Below are 17,740 nucleotides of genomic sequence, written 5' to 3' on the forward strand. Positions count from 1 at the left end.
AATCAGTTACGTTCAATGGTCAGGATCAGTGAGCCGCTTTGGCAGTGGCACCGCCCAAGCCAATCGTTTCCCTGGTTCGCGCAACCAGATCGGATTCATCCACATCGTTCGGGTGAAAATCGGTCCGGTAGTAATCCAGAAACTGGGGGATGAATATTTTGTAGTGCTGCTGGGCAAATGCCGCAAACCTACGCCAGGTTTTAAGGTTGAACAGCTGTCCGTCACGCTTCATCAGCACGATGTGATACACCGTTGAGAGGGTCGTGATCAGTACAAGGCTCAGCGTAAAAATGGCGACCCGTGGTAGATAGGCAGTAAGCCCTTCACCATAAAGATACTGATACAGATCGAAGGCAACCGCCTTATGTTCAGTTTCTTCGATACTGTGCCACAACCACAGGTTACGAATTGTTTCGTCGTTCATAAGGGTGTGGGTGCTTCTCATCATGGTAGTCACCAGTACAGCGGTGTAATGCTCAAGGCCTACCGTGACCAACAGGTTCCATTTTTCAGGGAACAGAGACTCTATCCCTTTCAGGATGGTACCGGTGACGCGCTCCAGCGACTCCGGATCCAGGTCATACTGCTGAGCACTGACATGAAACGCATGATGCTCCTTGGAGTGCATCGCCTCCTGGCCTATAAAAGCGCCAATATCCCGATCCAGTTGTTGATTGGCTTTCGCCAAGGGCCTCAGAGCGCGTACTGAGCGCACAAAGTAGGACTCTCCCTCGGGAAAGAGCGTGGATAGCCCGGTGAAATAGTGGGTAAAGGATGGCTCGTTATCGCACCAGTATTTCGGCATGTCGTCGAACTCATAATCCATGCGTCGCACCGGGAACGAGGTAGAAGCCTGGTTGTTGGCAGTAGTCATAACGTATTTCCTCTTTGCATTCCAAAATGGAACTTACCGTCATAAACCTATCCCGTGCTACTATTTCAATCCATACCTTTTTGGAACTTGCATAACAGTTGTCCCATTCTGAACGACGCCAACACCGACGAGGCTGCCGCGGGACAACAAGGGGAAATCGGCATGAAATGGCATGAACTTGGAGAAGCAAATTGCCCGGTTGCGCGCAGCCTGTCTATTCTGGGCGACCGCTGGACCTTACTGATTATCCGCAATGCATTTCTACGGACTTGTCGATTCGAGGACTTCCAGAAACAGCTTGGCATCAGCCGCCATCGGCTTTCGGATCGTCTCAATCGACTCGTAGAAAGTAAGGTCTTTGTGAAGGTTCTGTATCAGGAAGCGCCCAAACGCTATGAGTACAGACTCACCGAAGCTGGACTGGCACTTTACCCAGTCATTCTGGTACTCACCAACTGGGGGAACACCTGGATGAACGAAGACGGCAGCCATCCCCCGCTGGAGTTTGTCCACAAACCTTGTGGTCATAAAACCAGTCCACAGCTGCAATGCACAGAGTGTGGCGAGGAAATCCATCCCAGAGACATGATGCCGATGTTGAATGGACTTCAAGATTATGCGGGTCTTCCTCTGGATTCTCAGGATGGCAGAGGTCGATAGCAGAGAAGTTACTGAGCAAACACTGAGCAAAACCCTGGAGAAATATCCACCGTCGCCAGTCTCTCTCCGTGACGACCAACCGTGGCGTAACGCACTGTCGCACCGTCGCGAATCAAGGCCGCAACCTCCGCAGTCCCACATGCATTCTGAACACCAATCTGCTTTAGAATTGCTTCCGCTTTATCCTGAGACACCTCGCTCGCTGCTACAGTATGAAGACGCTGGTTATAAATCAGGGCTGAACCAACCACTTCTACACTCTCGAGGCGTGTGTCAGCATCAAGATCCAGCGGCAAATGCGGGCGCATCGTCTCTCGAACTTCCGACAACGATTCCGCAAGCTCTTTTGAAGGCTCGCATCGCGATAGAGAAACAGTTTCCGAATACTCTTCAACGATCACCCACTGGTCACCCTCGCGCTCTACATCCAGATAATAGTCAGAGTCATCCACACACTTGATGGCGGATGACCGCAGTGCACTTACGCGAAAGCCCTCACCGTGAGCATTCATCTGGACATTACTGTAGCTTGAGGTATCACCTCGACGTTCAGCCACTGGCATCATTTTCCTGATCATCTCCCTCCACTGGGATCCAGTGACCTCAATTCTGTCAGTGCCATCACGAAGCGTCATTATCCGCGCATCAGGGCTGTACAGCTCCGCGACTTCCGCATCAAAGCTCTTACCGAGCTCCACAAACTCCTCAAAAAATGCCCGGACCTCCGAGACTTCGTCAGCGGCCGCGAATGGACTAAACACAAGAAATAGAAAAGCGATAAAGCGCATTTGGTTCTCCCTGGAATTATTGTTGGTTGCATGGCGGAGTCACGCTTTCCCAGCCAACAGCAGATATAGCCCTTAGACTGTAGCTGACTCAGTGCCTCTTCCAACTGACGCATAGCTAATCCACATGGATCCATGGATACTAGGCGGGCTTGCGCGAGAGAGTTTGGGAGTGCATCGCCGTAGTATAAAGACGCATGAATCCTGCAGCGAGAGAAGCCGGATGGAACGAACAATGAAACCGGTATTTGTAGTGGGTGGTGCGTCCCTCGACACCATCGTACATGTCGATGCGTTTCCCGGTGCTTATGCCCAGACCGTCTGGCCAAACCGGAGTTACCGGGCCGTTGGCAGCACCGGCGTTGGTAAGGCCCTGAACCTCCGGGCACTGGAAGTCCCGGTTGTCCTTCATGCGGTGGTAGGGAATGACCAGGAGGGACGGATGATTCGTCAGACCCTGGAACAGGCGGGGGTTGAGGCGCTGATAAGCGAAACCCCGGAGCCCACCGAGCAGCATGTCAATCTCATGACACCTGCGGGTGAACGTCTCTCTATCTTCGTTCAGCCGCCGGCTCGGGAGGTCACACTGGAATGGTCATCCATCCGGCGTACCCTGAGGGGGTGCGGTATTGCCGTGATCAATATTCTGGACTATACCCGGCCTATACTGGAGGAAGCCGTCAGCCTCGGCGTACCGATCTGGACGGATCTGCACGACTATGATGGCAGCAATGATCACCACCAGGCCTTTATTGATGCCGCTGACGTGGTGTTCCTGGCCAGTGACAACTTGCCGAACTATCGCCAGGTTATGGAACGATTGCTGCAGCAGGGGAAGCGGTTGGTGGTCTGTACCCATGGAGCCGCTGGCGCCACCCTGGCCAATGCTGAAGGCGAATGGCTGGAGCAGCCGGCTTATCCGGTCGACCGGATTGAGGACAGCAATGGCGCCGGTGATGCCTTTTTCAGTGGTTTCCTGTATGGCTACCTCAGGGGCTTGCCAGAGCGTGATTGCCTGCAGCTCGCTGCTGCGAGTGGTGCCCTGTGCGTAACATCCAGTGGTCTTGCCTCGGAACATGCCTCCAGGAGCGCGCTTCAGGACATTGTCTCGGCAAAATGAAACAGCCTCATTTGTCCGGAGGCCAGCTTCTGCCAGAATGTCCAAAGACCATTCTATGATTGAGGGTGGACGACAAGGAGCGACACATGAGCCATACATCACCTCCAGCCAGACTCGGGTTTCTTTATCCAGGCTACGCGGCCGAGGATGACTACCCTCTGATGGGCACCATGGTGGAGCCACCTGCTCAGGTCACCCTGATCCACACCGAATTTCTCGAAGACGCTCACACCGTTGAAGCACTCAGTGAAATGGGCAGCATCGGACGACTGTCAAAAGGCGCGGAGGCCCTGGCCGGTTCACAGATTGAATCGGTTCTGTGGACCTCCACCAGCGCCAGCTTCGTGCTGGGTCTGGATGGGATCAGCAAACAGATCGACGCCCTGGAAAAAATACTCTGTGTACCCGCCTCTACAACCGCGATGGCATTTGCCCGGGCGATCAAAGCCATTGATGCAGAAACGGTGGCTATTGCCGCCACCTATCCGGAAGACGTCGCCCAGCGATTCCGCCAGTTCCTCAATCACTTCGATATCGGCGTGGTACACCATGCAAGCCGTGGCATTGTAACGGCGGCCGAAGTTGGCACCCTGGGAAAAGAAGACGTGATTAACTTTGCACTGGAAAACACCCGTCAGGACGCTGATGTGTTGCTCATTCCTGACACCGCTCTGCACTCTGCCGCCTGGCTGACCGACCTGGAGAAAGCTACCGGCAAGCCGGTGCTCACAGCAAACCAGGTCAGCTTCTGGGAAGCCCTGCGTTTATGTGGAAAACTGACATCCCAGTCCGGACTGGGCAGACTGTTTGAGGAAGTTCCCTGAGCAACCGAGCCTTGCGCAATAAGCGAAAAGATGGCTAGCCGTCTGCCGAACCATTCACCGGCATTATGCCCAGCCATCACCATAATAAAGTTCAGCTCGAAAAAAACCCGCCTTACTATCCTGCTACACCATTCCAACAATAAAACCAGGCGAGTTTCAAGCAAACTCCAGAGCCTGTTCAACGGGTCTACAGCCATGATCGACGAAACAATCGTCACATTTATCAACGTCACCGCTATTCCGTTATCCCTATTCCTGATCATGCTCGGTATGGGCCTGACTCTGACAATCAAGGATTTCAAACGGGTAGCACTGTATCCGAAGGCAGTTGCCATTGGCCTGACCAATCAGCTCCTTGTACTGCCCATTGTCGGCTTCGTAGTGGCCTCCACCATGCCCTTGTCGCCGGAACTGGCCGTGGGGCTGATGCTGGTTGTCGTTTGCCCAGGCGGCACCACTTCCAATCTGTTCACACACCTGGCCCGCGGTGACGTCGCCCTTTCAATCACGCTGACGGCTATTGCCAGTGTGGTAACCGTTTTTTCCATTCCGTTTATTATCAACGGCGCCCTGGAGTTTTTCATGGGATCTGACACTACGCTGTCATTACCCGTCTTATCGACAATCCGAAATCTGGTTCTGATTACCTTGCTGCCGATATCGCTGGGTATGATCGCCAGACATGTCTGGCCTCAATTCGCCACAACGGGGGCGCAACTGGCCACCCGGTTTGCCGTTGTCTTTCTGGTCGCACTGATCTGCTATTCGGTTTACCAGCAAAGGGACATTCTCGCCAGCGCCCTGATGGCCGCCGGCCCGGCTGTTATATTGCTGAACGCTTCCACCATGGCCATCGGCTATATCTCTGCCCGGGCCCTCAAGCTACCTCGCCCTCAACAGGTTTCCGTCACTCTTGAAGTCGGTCTGCAAAACAGCGCTTTGGCGATGATGATGGCCCTGGGTCTGCTGTCCAACTACCAGATGTCCCTGACGCCCGGCGTATATTCACTGGTGATGTTCTTCACTGCCGGTCTGGTAGTGCGTTTGGGGCGACGCAGGCCATGTCCTCAAAGTAGTCCATCAACATCGACACCCGCTGTGTCATAATAACGTGACCGGAAGCATGACAAGTCAGCACCAGAATGAATGTCAGCAAAATTGATCTCAATCTGTTCGTCGTATTCGACGCCGTTTATACGACTCGCAACCTGACCCGCGCCAGCGAGATCCTCTGTATTACCCAACCCGCCGTGAGTAACGCTCTGGCCCGGCTGCGGGACATGTTCAATGACCCGCTGTTTGTCCGCACCGGCAACACCATGACCCCCACGCCTGTGGCCAAAAATGCCATAGGGCCGGCAAGGGAAGCGCTCCGGCTGTTGCAAACGAGTGTCAATGCCAACCAATACTTTGACCCCGCCACCGCTGAGATTACCTTCTCCTTCAGCATGGGGGATCTTTACGAGGCAGCCATCTATCCCCGCCTCTATCCTTTATTAGCGGGCAAAGCGCCCAATGTGCGATTGAACAATTTCAAGGTGCCCCGTGAGGAGGTGCCATCAGCGCTGGCCAGTGGCCAACTGGATTTCAGTTTTGACGGACCCGCCTTTCATAATGAGCCTGATATCTGCCGGTACCTGGTTGCTCAGGACCGCTATGTTCTGGCCGCTCGCAGAAACCACCCCGATGTCCCGGATTCCATTGCCCTGGAGGAGTTCCTGGCATTGCAGCACGTAAGCCTGCTGCAAGACAAAGAACAGCCTGATCAGGTCGAAATCGCCATGGAACGCCTCGGTCTGCGCCGCAACATGATGATCCAATGCAACTACCTGATGGCCATCCCGGTGTTATTGATGAAATCCGACCTGGTAGCCTGCGTGCCCTACCATTTCTGCAAGCATTTTGATCTCCATTGGTGCGAACTGCCTTTTGAGCCCCCCGCCTTGAGTACACCCTCTACTGGCACCTGAGTGCCGATCAGGATCCCGGCCACCGCTGGATGCGTGAGCAACTCACCGAGGCTGTCCAGAACATGCGTGCAGCGGTTGATCTCGCCCGCTAGGCTCCAGCTCCCCGCCCCGACAAAACCCATTCATCAGAGTTATTACTGACTATCACGCGAATAAAGTTCTGCGACAGACACCTCCTTCCTACACTGCGATCTTGAGATTTCCGGTTCCCTCGGCGGATCCCGGGCCTCATTACTCCGACAAAACAACAACAGGAGATGTCATGACCACAAAACGATTGTTCGTGCGACAGCCGCTTGGCAGTGCCATTCTGGCCTGCTCTCTGGTCGCAGTACCGCTAAGCTCTCAGGCCGCCCGCTTCCAGTTCGGCGAGTTACAGGGCAGCTTCGACTCCACAATCTCCGTCGGGGCCGGTTGGCGAGCCAGCGACATTGACGAAGAGCTCGTGGCCCCGGTAACTTCCCGGGCGGCGAGGCCCAATCGAGCACCAATGACGACGGCAACCTGAACTTCAAGCGGGACAAGACCTACTCAAAAATCATCAAGGGCGTTCATGATCTGAGTTTGAACTACCAGAACATCGGTGCCTTCACCCGCTTCAAGTACTGGTACGACAAAGAGCTGGCCGACGAATCCCGCCCCCATGGCCACGGCCCCAACCTTTATCAACCCGATGCCAGACTCGATGACGACGATCTCAGCGACAACGCCAAATTTTCCGGCTTCGAGGTTCTGGATGCTTTCGTCTACGGCGATTTTTACCTGGGCAACGTACCCACCAATATACGGCTGGGCAAACAGGTGGTCAGCTGGGGTGAAAGCGTCTTTATCAGAAATAGCATCAATGCCGTGAACCCCGTCGATGTTGCCGCCTTTCGGCGTCCCGGCGCGGAAATCAAGGAAGGCCTCCTGCCAGTCAACATGGCTTATTTCAACACTGGACTGACCGAGAACCTGAGCCTGGAGGGGTTCTACCAGTTTGAATGGGAGAAAACGGAAATAGATGCCTGCGGTACCTATTTCTCCACCTCAGACGTCGCCGCTGAAGGCTGCAACTTCCTGACACTGTCACCCGATTTACCCGACCGGGTACTTGTTGCCGCGCCTGGTGGCGCACTGACCCGCTCCGGCAACGTCGAACCCAAGGATGATGGCCAGTTCGGCCTCGCCATGCGCTATTACGCACAGGCCCTGAACGATACCGAATTTGGCCTTTACTACATGAACTTTCACAGCCGCCTGCCCTTCGTTGGCGTCTCCACCGAGGGTGGTGTCCCCACTTACTTTGTGGAGTATCCAGAAGACATCCAACTGGTCGGCCTCAGCTTTAACACCAATGTGGGCACCTTGGCCTGGTCAGGGGAGATCAGTCACCGTAAAGATTCACCCGTCCAGATCAATGGCACCGAGGTCATCGGCGGCCTGTTCGGTGCACTGGGACTGGCCCCCGCCAATACCTATGCATCAGACATCCAGCTTGGCGAACGCACACCCGGCTACGACCGGTTTGATATCACTCAGGTCCAATCGAGCCTGTTGGGCATCTATAACCAGGTGCTCGGTGCCTCCCGCCTGATCGTCATTGGTGAAGCGGGCTTTACCCACATTCACGACAGCCTTGATGATCACCCGTACGGCCGTTCATCCAACTACGGAGCTGGCTCACCGGGCGACGACGGCTTTGTCACCAATAATTCGGCCGGCTACCGGTTACGCGGAGTTTTGGAGTACAACAATGTGTTTGCCAACATAAACCTGTCTCCAAACCTGTCCTGGTCTCATGACGTTTATGGATTCTCGCCCACCGGCGGGTCTTTCAACGAAGGCAACAAAGCCATCAGCGTCGGCGTGGATGCAGCGTACAACAACACCTACAAGGCCAGCCTGTCCTACACGAATTTCTTCGGCGGCGACTTCAACACGATCAACGACCGCGACTTTATTGCGGCCAGCGCCAGCGTCACGTTCTGAGCGGCTGTTGCCAAAAAATGGAGAACAGATTATGAAAACAACAAATGCACTGGCTGCCCTCAGCCTCTCCCTGCTCATCAGCGTCCCACTGGCCGCTGCGGTTTCCCCGGAGGAAGCCAGACAACTGGGTACGACCCTGACCCCGCTGGGGGCAGAACGGTCAGGCAATGCTGAAGGCACCATTCCGGCATGGGACGGTGGGCTTACGAAGCCGCCAGCCAATTACAACAGTGGAGAGCACATGGTGAGTCCGTTCCCGGAGGACAAGACCATCGCTACCATCTCCATCGACAATCTGGATCAGTACAGGGATAAGCTAACGCCCGGCCAACTGGCCATGTTTGAGAAATATCCGGACAGCTACCGCATGAACGTCTACAAAAGCCGCCGGACCTCAGCGCTACCGGAAGACGTGTACGACAAGATCTACCAGAACGCGCTCAACGCCAGCCTGGACGATGGCGGTAATGGCGTCACCGGGTTCCAGGAAGTGATCCCTTTTCCTATACCGCAGAATGGTCTGGAAGCCATATGGAATCACCTGATCCGCTACCGCGGCCGCAGTCTCAACCGAGATATTGTCCAGGCGGTGGTAAAGGAGTCCGGGGATTACACCCTCATCCATTTTGCGGACGAAGCGATCTACCCGGTTAACATGAAGGGTCATGATCCAGAGGAAGACAGCAATGTACTGGTGTATTTCAAACAGACAACGACTGCCCCGGCACGACTGACTGGCAATCGTATCCTGGTACATGACACCATCAATCAGGTCACGGAACCACGTCGGGCATGGATCTACAATGCTGGCCAACGCCGTGTCCGGCGCGCGCCTCAGGTGGCTTACGACGGCCCCGGCACTTCCTCGGACGGGTTGCGCACGGTCGACAACTTTGACCTGTTCAGCGGTGCACCCGACAAGTACAACTGGGAACTCAAGGGCAAGCGGGAGATCTACATCCCCTACAATAATTACACCCTGGCCTCTGACACACTGTACTACGACGACATCATCCAACCCGGCCACATGAATCCGGATGTGCTCAGATATGAACTCCATCGGGTCTGGGAAGTGGAAGCCACATTGAAGGAAGGCGAGCGTAACGTCTATGGCCGCCGAATGTTCTACATTGACGAGGACAGCTGGCAGATTGCAGCAGCCGATTATTACGACACCCGAGGCGACCTCTGGCGCGTAGCCGAAGGGTTTCACGTCCAGTACTACTATGCGGACACACCGTATTACACGGCAGAGGCCGTCTACGATCTTCTGGCTTCCCGCTATCTTGTACTCGGGCTCTTCAACGAGTCGGATGGCCCCATCGAGTTCGGCTTCACCGCAAACAAGATGGATTACACACCGGCAGCGTTAAGAAGGTCTGGCTTCCGTTAAACCCCCTTGGCGGACGGGACACGCCATTCGTTCCGTCCGCCCTTTTAGCTCTTTTAGTGATCAAGAATTGGCTTACCCCGCCCGTGCCTGTAACGTTGTATCCTGGTATCCAACAATCACAACAAGGCACAGGTTATGGATTTCGTCAGAACCCCGGAAGCGCGCTTCGATCGACTGCTCGACTACCCATTTGACCCGCATTATGTAGACCTGAACGGACTGCGAATGCATTACGTGGATGAAGGACCGAGCGATGCCAACCCCGTTCTCATGATGCATGGGGAACCTTCCTGGTCCTATCTCTATCGCCACATGATTCCCGTCTGTGCCGCGGCTGGCCATCGGGTGATTGCGCCGGACCTGATCGGCTTCGGCAAGTCCGACAAGCCCACCTCCATCGATGATTACAGCTATCAAAGGCATATGGACTGGATGCAGCTGTTCATTGATAAGCTCGGACTGAACAACATCACGCTGGTGTGCCAGGATTGGGGGTCGCTGTTGGGCTTGCGGCTCGCCGCCGAAAACCCTGACCGTTTCCGCGCGATTGTGGTTGGCAACGGGATGCTGCCCACGGGAGACCAGAAAACGCCGCCGGCGTTCAACCTCTGGAAAAACTTCGCACTGCACAGCCCATGGTTTCCGATTGGCCGAATCATCAACGTCGGTTCATTCCGGAAATTGAGCCCCGATGAATTACGGGCGTATGACGCGCCCTTCCCCAGCAAGAAATACAAAGCAGGCGCACGGGCATTTCCGCGTCTGGTTCCGGTACGCCCGGATGACCCGGCAAGCGAAGCCAACCGCAAAGCGTGGAAGGTTCTCGAACGCTGGGAGAAACCCTTTCTCACCACCTTCAGCAACGGCGACCCGATTACCCGAGGAGGGGATGCGTACATGCAAAAACGGATTCCGGGCGCCAAAGATCAGCCCCATGTCACCCTCAAAGGCGGTCACTTCCTGCAGGAAGATTCACCGGTACCCTTTGCCCGGGCGATTAACGATCTGCTTGCGACGCTAGCCTGAAATCACGATCAATTTTCATTAACCGGTCGTGCCCTCAGGCGCGGCAGCTTAGCGGGATAGTGTTCCTGGAAAAACGGAACTGTTTCTGGACCAAATCTGGAACAGATTCTCAATCCTCCTTGAGCCCACTAGTTTTCTAACCCGAAAACATGTCTGCAAACTGGCTGCCAAATCGCTCAATCCATTCTCTCGCCGCGGCTTCGCTGTCCAGTTCACAACCATCACGGCGAAGTTCCCGCCGGAAGTGCTCTATCTGACAAACCTGCTCTACCATTTTGCTTTTAAATGCCTCGGTTTCGTCGCTGAACTGGATCCCGATTCTGTATCCCTTTCCATAGTGCCTACATCTCACGACCAGGCCCGAGATCCGGTAACCCTGTTGAAGTGAAGGAATCCCCAAGGCTACAGATTCACCGAGTCGGAGCTTTCTCTGAAGACTGCAGGCCAGACCACCCTGGCTGATGTCACACAAGCTGGCCTCGTCGCCATGGGAGCTGTCCTTAGAGAACACAAGGATCGGGAAATCCGTGGGGTGACGTATAAAACGCCGCATACTCTTTCCCCCTTGCCGCTATTTTCCCACAGCGAGCGAAAGCCCGGGACAGGTTTATGGTCCTACCACGGTCACTGGTCCAGTGGCATGCCTGACAATCTTCTCACTGACGCTGCCAAGCGTCAGGCTGCGCACCGCCGAATAACCGCGTCGACCCAGCACCAAGTGAATACCCGGATGGGCGTGCATGTACTCGATAATTTCATGTGCCGGATCTCCGCTGAGGAGAATCTCTTCCGAAGAGTCAGCCCGACCACCCAGGGCCTCCTTCGTGGCATCGAACACTTTGCGACCGTATTGTTCCCTGGCAGCATCAACCTTGGTCTGCTCGTAGCCGGCAATCACCAGTGCCTCGGTCTGGGAATAAGGCGACACCGCTAACAGTTTGAGTGGGTGACCAGTGGCTTCAGCCAAATCAGCGGCCAGTTTGGCCGCGACTAGTGATTGAGCCGAACCATCACAGGCAACAACAATGCATTGCGAACCTTTGTCCATGACGACACCTCTTTCCTATGCATGTGTTATCAGGGTAGCACTGATCTGGCATCCGCATGATTGATAGGAGTCAACGGGAAGACAACGGCACGAATCGGTTCGGTCTGCCGTACAGATAGCCCTGCATCTGGTCGCAGCGCAACAAACGCAATAGCCGGGCCTGCTCCTTGGTCTCCACTCCTTCAGCAATCACCATAAGATTCATTGAGTGGGCAAGGGAGATAATACTGGTGACGATGGCCAGATCATTCGGCCCCCTGGTCATGTTGAAGACAAAAGACTGGTCGATCTTCAACGCAGTAACGGGCATTCGGCTCAAATAACTCAGTGACGAGTACCCTGTACCAAAGTCATCGATCGCCACTTGAGCACCGAGCTCGCGGAGGATACCGAGGGTCTTGATGCTGCCCTCGGTATCCTCCATCAGGACACTCTCGGTAATTTCCAGCTCCAAGTGGCCTTCCCCAACCGCATCCACGGCGTGACCAATATGATCAACAAAATGCTTTTGCTGTAATTGTCTGGGAGACACATTGACTGCCACCATGGGGATACGGAGCCCCCGTTTCCGCCAGCCCCGGTAATCTGCCACGGCCCTGCCGATCACCCAGTTGCCCACGTCAACAATCAAGCCGGTTTCTTCCAGCAGCGGAATGAACTCGCCGGGCGATATCAGCCCCCGCTCCGGATCCTCCCAACGCAACAGGGCTTCCACTCCGGTCAGCTCTCCGGTTTTTGACGCCACCTTCGGCTGGTAAAACAGCACGAATTGATTTTTTTCCAGGGCAATGCGCAGTCGGTTTTCCAGATTGAGCTTCTGACTCATGCGCTGGTGAATTTCCCGGGAATAGAACGCATAGTGTTCCCGTAAGTCGCGGCACTTGATCAGGGCCGCTTCGGCGTTGTGCAACAGGATATCGGACTCCACCCCATCCCCCGGTGCCACCGCTATCCCGACACGAACCGACAACCGCATTTCCTTGTCGTGCAGTTTGAACGGCTCCGACAACGGATCCAGAATACTGGTCTCGATAGCATGCCCCAGCGCGGCCCCCGCGATCTGCCCGGGAAACATCACCGCAAAGACACCGGCCCCGAAATGCGCAAGCACTTTGCGCGTACCCAGAGTATCTTCCAACCGCTTGGCAATCGACCGGCAGAGGTCATCGACCACGGATTGCCCAAAGGTCTCGATCATATTCGACAGCTGATCAAACCCGACCACCGCTACCGCAGATGCCGACTTCTGGGTTGCCACCTGCATCGCCTGCTCCAGGCGTTCGCCGCACAGGCGCCGGTTGGGGAGCCCGGTAACGGGGTCGTAATAGGCCAGGTAGTCAAGCCGACCGGCCTTGTCGATATAGTCCAGGGCAAAGGCGAGGTCGGCCGCCACCTCAACCAGCATCGACAGCTCTTCTTTATCCAGATCGCGATCGGCGCTCAGGCCAAGGACTCCCACCCAATTGTCCTGGTGTTCCATCGGCAGCACGGCAACGGCGCGGCCCTCCGCTGCCTCGTGATCGTTGCGGAACACCGGTCGCCCCCGGTCCAGCGCCAGCGCTGCCAGCCGGACAAGGGGCAGCGGAGGCGTGACACCGGATGCATCACTGCCCTCCGGGTCGGTCCAGTGCAGGTCAGCTCCCGAGGAATCGCACAAGCCGATCCACACATGCTCGAACTCACCACGGGTACGCACGATCTCACAGCCCTGGGCCAGCAACTGATGACGATCACGCACCCGGACAATCGTGGCATTAATACCACTGAGCACGGCGCGAATACGGTTCATCCGTAAGATGGCCTGTTCAGCCCGTTTTTTCTCCACCCGCTGCTGGTGTGCATCGAGCGCCTGATCGACGGCCACACCCAGGCGAGCCAGCCGATCCTTCAACAGATAGTCAGCGGCACCTTCCTTGATCAGCCGTACCGCCATCTCTTCCCCAATGGTGCCGGACACTATGATAACCGGCACGTCCAGGTTTCGTTCCCGCACCCGGCGCAAGGCCTCCAGACCGTTAAACTGAGGCAGTTTGAAATCCGCGATGATCAGGTCGAGGTCCGGTTCCAGACGCTGGACGAACGTCTGCTCCGTATCCACTCGCACCCAGTCCGGCTCAAAGCCCGCTCGCTCCAGCTCGTGAATCGCCAGCTCAGCGTCACTGGGGTTGTCTTCCAGTACCAATAACCGAATTGGGCGAGTCATAGGCCCCCAGTCCTCCTGAAAGGAATCATTCCTTAAACGGGTTGGTTCAATAGCAACCAGTACATGCCGAGTTGTCTGACGGTTTCGCAAAACTGCTCGAAATCCACCGGCTTGACGATATAACTGTTGGCGCCCAGGCGATAGGCCTGATCTATGTCCGGCCCTTCTCTGGACGAGGTCAGTACCACCACCGGGATGGTTCGCGTACGCGCATCGCCCTTAATCCGCTCAAGCACCTCCAGCCCATCCACCTTGGGCAGTTTCAGATCCAACAGGATCAATTGGGGGAGTTCTGGTGGCACCGCCTGCCCCTCCTTGCCGAACAGCTGTTCCAGCGCCTCGGCTCCGTCTCGGGCCACCACCACGGGATTGCTGAGTTTGCTGGCGCTGAGGGCGTGCATGGTCAGTTCCAGGTCGTTCGGGTTATCTTCCACCAACAGAATACGTAAGGGCTGCGAGCTCATTGCGACCTCCCCAATGTGAAGAAAAAGGTAGCGCCCTCATCAGGCTTTGCTTCGGCCCAGATCCGGCCGCCATGCCGGTCGACAATACGGTGAACGATAGCCAGCCCCACTCCGGTTCCGGGGAAATCCTCCGCGCGATGAAGTCGCTGGAATACCCCGAAAAGCTTGTGCGCATAAGTCATATCAAAGCCCACGCCATTGTCCATGACATAGTAAATAACCTCGTCGCCCTGAGTCTCACAGCCGATGGTAATCTTCGGTTGCTCACTCTTGCGGCTGTATTTGAGCGCGTTGCTGATCAGGTTACTGAATACCTGCCTCAACAGGCTGGCATCGGCACGACACGCATCCAGGTCCTGGCGCTGGATCTCACTGTTTCGATCCTCTTCAGTGACGATCTCCTCAAGCACCTCGCTGACAATGGGGTTAGGGTCCACCGACTGAATCTTAAGGCTATGGCGACCAAGACGGGAAAAGGCCAGCAGGTCATCCACCAGCTGCCCCATCTGGACGGCATTCTCACGTACCAGACCAATATAGCGACGAGCTTTCTCGGGCAATTCTTCACGGTATTCTTCGGCAAGAATCCGCGAGAAACCATTCATGGCCCGCAAGGGGGATCTCAGGTCATGGGAGACCGAATAGGTAAATGACTCCAGTTCCTGGTTGGCGGCATGGAGCCTCTCTGCATAGTCATTGACCGCCTCATTCCTTCCCTCCAATGAACGCTGGTATTGCATGAGGGTGCGCAACCAGAAATAGCCCATGACTCCCATGATCAACAGCGCCAGCAGGGCAAAACCGACGATATGCCAAGCCAAATCCCGGGCGGTGCCAAAGACCGCGTTCCATGGCCGGCTGACCACCACCGCCCAGCCAAAAGGCTCCACTGGCCCATAACTGATCAGGCTTTCCTCACCGCTCTGCGGGTCCATGCCATGTCCGGTCCCGGTGTTGCCAGCCAATGCGCGGCGGGCCAGCTCATGGTCTGCCCAAAGGTCAGCGGGTTTGTCGGCCTGGATCTGCGCCGCCGTACCCTGTCGATCAATCATCCGGATGGCACCAGGTTGCGGGCTGTATCGGGAAATCCAGGCTGCCAGCCCCTGGACGGTCCGCTGGTAGACGAGATAGCCAAGAATCTCGCCGTCGCTACGAATGGGCGTCGCCAGCGCCACCACGTAGGGCGCGTCCAGGGCGGCACGTTGATAGATCAACGACAGGTAGGGGCGTTGGTCTTCAGACACTCCCCGGTACCAGTCCCGATATGAGAAATCCTGCCCCAGGACGCTGGCATCCACCGGGTAGTCATAGCGCAACACACCGCCAGCATCGGCAATGAATGCCCGGCTGTTGTCGGGATGACTTGCTACCAGGGCCCGCAGGTGTGCACGTACCCGCTCCACATCGCGTTCACGGACGGCATCAATCAGGTCCGGACGCTGCGACACCAGTCTCCCCATGTCTGCAAACGAGGAAAAGTACTCACCGACCACTTGCTGGACCAGCCCCACCATTGAGGCATTATTCCTGGTCAGTTCCTGTTCTATGGACCGATGGGCAAAGGTAATAATCAAGAAAATCAGCAGCGCGAACAACAGCGCAGCAAACACCAGTACACCCAGAGTGACCCTGCGTGCAACATCGGACAGCACCGCTTCAGCGGTGCCTCCACCTGACGTCGAACTGGCAAAGAATAATCGGCGGGCGAGCGCAACAAATCGGTGTAAACCGGACGTCTCTGACTCCATGGCTGAGCAATCTCCCTTGCGTGCCTAGGCCCTAGGGTAGACTGCTCAGGGAGAATCCGCCAATTCCTGGATATTTTCCAGTCAATTACGTAGCTTTTCCATCCACATCTCAAGCGCGGATTCTTGCCATCTCCCGATCAAGCTTTAACAAAATAAGTAACCCCTGGTTATTTACACCAACGCGAAGACTGCCGTATATTAAGTAACCATCGTTCACTTAATGGGACAGGAACCATGAACTACATACTGATCACCGGCGCCAGCGCCGGCATTGGCGAAGTGTTCGCCCGCGCACTCGCCGCGGAGAAACAGAACCTGATTCTCGCGGCTCGACGTGAAGATCGCCTGATCGCTCTGGCCAGTGAGTTGTCTGAACAGCATGGAGTGTCCGTGGAAGTTCTGGCCGCAGACCTGGCTGCGGCGGACGGTGCCGAACAGGTTGCCGCGGCGGTCGCATCCTCCGGCTGGAAGCTTGGCGGCCTGGTTAACAACGCAGGTTTTGGCGACCGGGGTGCCTTTACCGAGCTTTCCCTGGAGCGTCAGCTCAACATGATCCAGGTGAATGTGGCTTCGCTGGTATCACTCACCTGGAAGCTCTTGCCCAACCTGCAGGAGCAACAGGGCAGTTTCATTATCAATGTCGCGTCCACCGCCGCGTTCCAGGCAGGCCCCAATATGGCCATCTACTACGCCACCAAGGCTTTTGTACTTTCCTTCTCCGAAGCTCTGCACGAGGAGTTGCTGGATTCAGGCGTGGCCGTCAGTGCCCTGTGCCCCGGCGCAACCGCATCGGAATTTGCGGCTGAAGCCAACATGACCGACACCAAGCTTTTCAAGGCCGGCACAATGTCAGCAGAAGACGTCGTGAAAAGAGCTCTGACAAAAAGGCGCAGCGCCATTGTCATACCAGGACTGCGTAACCGGTTAATGATATGGTTGGGCAAAATTTCTCCCCGACTCATTAACCGGCGCATTGCAGGATGGCTACAGGCATAAAGACACGATGAAGAGCAGGCTTTGCGGTGGCAAAAAACGGGCACGCACAGAAGCGGAAAAGATCACGCGGGAGCAGCAAATTCTTGATGCGGCGGCAGAGCTGTTCGTCAGCCGCCGCTACGATAAGCTGACGCTGGCGGACGTCGCCGCCGCCAGCGGTTTGACCAAGGCTGCGCTGTACCGGTATTTCAGAAGCAAGGAGCTGCTGTTCATCGCCGTATACCAGCGTGCGTTCGAGGCTCTGGTGCAGGAAGCGCAGTCCAGGGATTCCATCGACCTGCCGGACGACCTGGCGGATCTGTTGATCGCTAACCCACTCTTCTGCAGCCTGAACGCCATTCTGCACATCGCACTGGAAACCGGGCTGACCGAACAGGAGGCCCGTGATTTCAAGCTGTTCCTGCTGGAACAGCTACGGCAACTGGCAGAACCGATCAAAGCCGCCAGCGGCCGCGACGATGCCGCCTGCTTTCAGTTCCTGATGCAGTGTCAGCAGGCGCTGATCGGGTGCTGGCATATGACCCATCCACCGGAAGCCGCGCGCAAGGCCATGGAACAACCACCGTTGACGGTCTTCAAAATGGCCTTCGAGCCAACGCTGCGGAGCCACCTGCAGGCGCTGAACGACACCTTTCAAAAGGGATAATTAACAGCCGGG

Annotated in this window: 16 protein-coding genes and 1 pseudogene; 10 read left to right on the plus strand and 7 right to left on the minus strand. The window is 56.0% G+C overall.

Annotated features, from left to right (window positions below; translation table 11 throughout):
* Positions 1–25: 25 nt before the first annotated feature.
* Positions 26–874 (minus strand): metal-dependent hydrolase, encoded by an 849-nt coding sequence (locus EHN06_RS15430; RefSeq protein ID WP_127333424.1) that lies wholly within the window; start codon positions 872–874, stop codon positions 26–28.
* 162 nt (positions 875–1,036) lie between these two features.
* On the opposite strand from EHN06_RS15430, the gene EHN06_RS15435 reads away from it, so the two are divergent.
* A complete protein-coding gene (locus EHN06_RS15435) occupies positions 1,037–1,534 on the plus strand; it encodes a winged helix-turn-helix transcriptional regulator (protein WP_127333425.1) in 498 nt (165 codons plus the stop codon).
* An 8-nt stretch (positions 1,535–1,542) separates the two neighbouring features.
* On the opposite strand, the gene EHN06_RS15440 is transcribed toward EHN06_RS15435, so the two are convergent.
* Entirely contained in the window at positions 1,543–2,322 is a 780-nt protein-coding gene (locus tag EHN06_RS15440; protein WP_127333426.1) for a hypothetical protein, read from the minus strand.
* Between the two features lie 232 nt (positions 2,323–2,554).
* Between EHN06_RS15440 and EHN06_RS15445 the strand changes: the two genes are divergently transcribed.
* The 7 genes and pseudogenes from EHN06_RS15445 to EHN06_RS15475 all read left to right on the plus strand — a co-directional run bounded on the left by EHN06_RS15445 (position 2,555) and on the right by EHN06_RS15475 (position 10,623).
* Positions 2,555–3,439 (plus strand): carbohydrate kinase family protein, encoded by an 885-nt coding sequence (locus EHN06_RS15445; RefSeq protein ID WP_127333427.1) that lies wholly within the window; start codon positions 2,555–2,557, stop codon positions 3,437–3,439.
* Positions 3,440–3,525: 86 nt separating this feature from the next.
* Complete coding sequence (locus tag EHN06_RS15450) at positions 3,526–4,263, plus strand: maleate cis-trans isomerase (RefSeq protein WP_127333428.1); 738 nt, start codon at positions 3,526–3,528, stop codon at positions 4,261–4,263.
* Positions 4,264–4,458: 195 nt separating this feature from the next.
* Positions 4,459–5,370: a bile acid:sodium symporter family protein gene (locus EHN06_RS15455; protein ID WP_127333429.1), complete on the plus strand. Its 912-nt coding sequence runs from the start codon at positions 4,459–4,461 to the stop codon at positions 5,368–5,370.
* Positions 5,371–5,405: 35 nt separating this feature from the next.
* A complete protein-coding gene (locus EHN06_RS15460; RefSeq protein WP_228257329.1) occupies positions 5,406–6,233 on the plus strand; it encodes a LysR family transcriptional regulator in 828 nt (275 codons plus the stop codon).
* A gap of 262 nt (positions 6,234–6,495) precedes the next feature.
* Positions 6,496–8,204: pseudogene (locus EHN06_RS15465) on the plus strand (DUF1302 domain-containing protein).
* A gap of 31 nt (positions 8,205–8,235) precedes the next feature.
* On the plus strand, positions 8,236–9,597 hold the full coding sequence (locus EHN06_RS15470) for a DUF1329 domain-containing protein (protein ID WP_127333430.1): 1,362 nt from the start codon (positions 8,236–8,238) through the stop codon (positions 9,595–9,597).
* A 135-nt stretch (positions 9,598–9,732) separates the two neighbouring features.
* On the plus strand, positions 9,733–10,623 hold the full coding sequence (locus tag EHN06_RS15475; protein ID WP_127333431.1) for a haloalkane dehalogenase: 891 nt from the start codon (positions 9,733–9,735) through the stop codon (positions 10,621–10,623).
* 136 nt (positions 10,624–10,759) lie between these two features.
* Here the strand turns inward: EHN06_RS15475 and EHN06_RS15480 are convergent, their stop codons facing one another.
* From EHN06_RS15480 to EHN06_RS15500, 5 genes are all read right to left on the minus strand, one after another.
* Positions 10,760–11,176, minus strand: a complete 417-nt coding sequence (locus EHN06_RS15480; RefSeq protein ID WP_127333432.1) for a PilZ domain-containing protein — start codon at positions 11,174–11,176, stop codon at positions 10,760–10,762.
* A gap of 54 nt (positions 11,177–11,230) precedes the next feature.
* Positions 11,231–11,671, minus strand: a complete 441-nt coding sequence (locus EHN06_RS15485; protein ID WP_127333433.1) for a universal stress protein — start codon at positions 11,669–11,671, stop codon at positions 11,231–11,233.
* Positions 11,672–11,741: 70 nt separating this feature from the next.
* Entirely contained in the window at positions 11,742–13,874 is a 2,133-nt protein-coding gene (locus EHN06_RS15490) for a putative bifunctional diguanylate cyclase/phosphodiesterase (RefSeq protein WP_127333434.1), read from the minus strand.
* A gap of 32 nt (positions 13,875–13,906) precedes the next feature.
* Complete coding sequence (locus EHN06_RS15495; protein ID WP_127333435.1) at positions 13,907–14,338, minus strand: response regulator; 432 nt, start codon at positions 14,336–14,338, stop codon at positions 13,907–13,909.
* A complete protein-coding gene (locus EHN06_RS15500; RefSeq protein ID WP_127333436.1) occupies positions 14,335–16,086 on the minus strand; it encodes a sensor histidine kinase in 1,752 nt (583 codons plus the stop codon). Before EHN06_RS15500 ends, EHN06_RS15495 begins: the two co-directional genes overlap by 4 nt.
* Before the next feature lie 234 nt (positions 16,087–16,320).
* Here EHN06_RS15500 and EHN06_RS15505 point away from each other — a divergent pair, with 234 nt between their 5' ends.
* Positions 16,321–17,082: an SDR family NAD(P)-dependent oxidoreductase gene (locus EHN06_RS15505; RefSeq protein WP_127333437.1), complete on the plus strand. Its 762-nt coding sequence runs from the start codon at positions 16,321–16,323 to the stop codon at positions 17,080–17,082.
* Between the two features lie 7 nt (positions 17,083–17,089).
* Positions 17,090–17,728, plus strand: a complete 639-nt coding sequence (locus tag EHN06_RS15510; protein ID WP_127333438.1) for a TetR family transcriptional regulator — start codon at positions 17,090–17,092, stop codon at positions 17,726–17,728.
* The last annotated feature ends 12 nt before the right edge of the window (positions 17,729–17,740 follow it).

This window comes from Marinobacter sp. NP-4(2019), assembly GCF_003994855.1.
GTDB lineage: Bacteria > Pseudomonadota > Gammaproteobacteria > Pseudomonadales > Oleiphilaceae > Marinobacter.